We start from the raw sequence: 1205 nt of genomic DNA, 5'->3' as shown, positions 1-1205 counted from the left end.
CTTACTTAGCACTGGCAAAGGCTAGGTTTTCATTTGCGCCAAGCTGCCTGAGATAAGCCAACTCAGCAGCGACAGCTTCCTGAATCAGCTGATTTCCAGATGCACGAAAATCCTCTGCCATTTCCATCAGCTCCCCAGCCCCACACACAGCGCATGCGGCACGTAAGCCATAGATTTCAAATAATAAAAACCAAGAAAATCATCGAACAATTTATTCGGCGATTGGACGCCATAAGTGGGCCCCTTTTGCTCTCTGCTCGGCTTATCGAAATTGTAGTAAACATAGCAAAAAGTATTAAAGTAAATATCTTTCGATGTTATATTACATAAATAGAACTTTATAACCCCCCAAGAGGCACGGCCGTCGCGTTCATACTGGGTTCCCACGACATCGGATAAAATGAGAAAGAACGCCGTTGTTGCCATATGCCGTATGCCCTCATGATGGAATCGTCGTGTTCCTTGATCTAGACCGACATTCCCCAAGTGGCATGCCGACTGACGTGAAAATCGCCTGAATCCGACCGTTGGACAAGCGTTTTTCGCCCTGAGCGGCGCCTGCGGTCGCGCAGGCTGCGGAAACTGGGCGGATCAGACCACGAAAGCGCCGTGTTCTGTCCCGGCAGCGGTGTTTTTCAGCGCAGCGGGCAGACCTGTCCTGCCTCTTTCGTTCAGTTTGGGCATGGATCGCTGTCATGCGCATGACGGAGGCGCTCGAAGGCGGCGGATGGCGGCGAGGATGGCGCGCACCATCGGGCCGGTGACGGCCACCTCGGCCAGTTGGAAGGTGATGGCACGGGCGTGGCGGACGACGCGGGCGCCGATCTTGATCAGCTTCAGTTGCAGGCTGGTCAACGACCAGTCGGCCATCGCCTCGGGCAACTCTATGCAGCGCAGGAAGGTGGCCAGGTTGTAGGCCAACGCGTGCAGTTGCAACCGCACCTCATTGTCGCGGAACTTCCGGCATGACAGCCGCGTCCAGCGAAAGGCGTATTTGCCTTCCTTGATGTGCTGCTCGGCGGTGCCGCGCTGGTTGTAGAACTGCACCACCCAGTCTGGCTCCATCGGCAGGTTGGTGACGATGAAGCCGACACGCGGGAACAGCTCGCCCGGATGCCATTCGATCTTGGCAATCACGCGGCGCGCCTTGCCCCAAGAGGCCGCTTGATACTCGAAGTCTTCGTAGAAGCGCTTGACCTTGGTCT

The 1205-nt window shown here is 55.9% G+C and carries 2 protein-coding genes; both read right to left on the bottom strand.

What is annotated here, in order from left to right:
* Position 1 precedes the first annotated feature (1 nt).
* On the bottom strand, positions 2–127 hold the full coding sequence (locus C5F46_RS17225; RefSeq protein ID WP_268935670.1) for a hypothetical protein: 126 nt from the start codon (positions 125–127) through the stop codon (positions 2–4).
* A 566-nt stretch (positions 128–693) separates the two neighbouring features.
* Positions 694–1205: transposase (locus tag C5F46_RS16150; RefSeq protein ID WP_146160265.1), on the bottom strand; the 512-nt coding region annotated here is incomplete at its 5' end.

The sequence above is a fragment of the Phaeovulum veldkampii DSM 11550 genome, from assembly GCF_003034995.1.
Taxonomy (GTDB): Bacteria; Pseudomonadota; Alphaproteobacteria; order Rhodobacterales; family Rhodobacteraceae; genus Phaeovulum; species Phaeovulum veldkampii.
Note: the sequence above shows the minus strand (reverse complement) of the source record. Positions and strands in the feature narration are given on the sequence as shown.

What these genes read in the sequence shown, in the direction of transcription:
- C5F46_RS17225 (WP_268935670.1), bottom strand. Translation starts at nt 127, where the DNA reads ATGGAAATGGCAGAGGATTTTCGTGCATCTGGAAATCAGCTGATTCAG.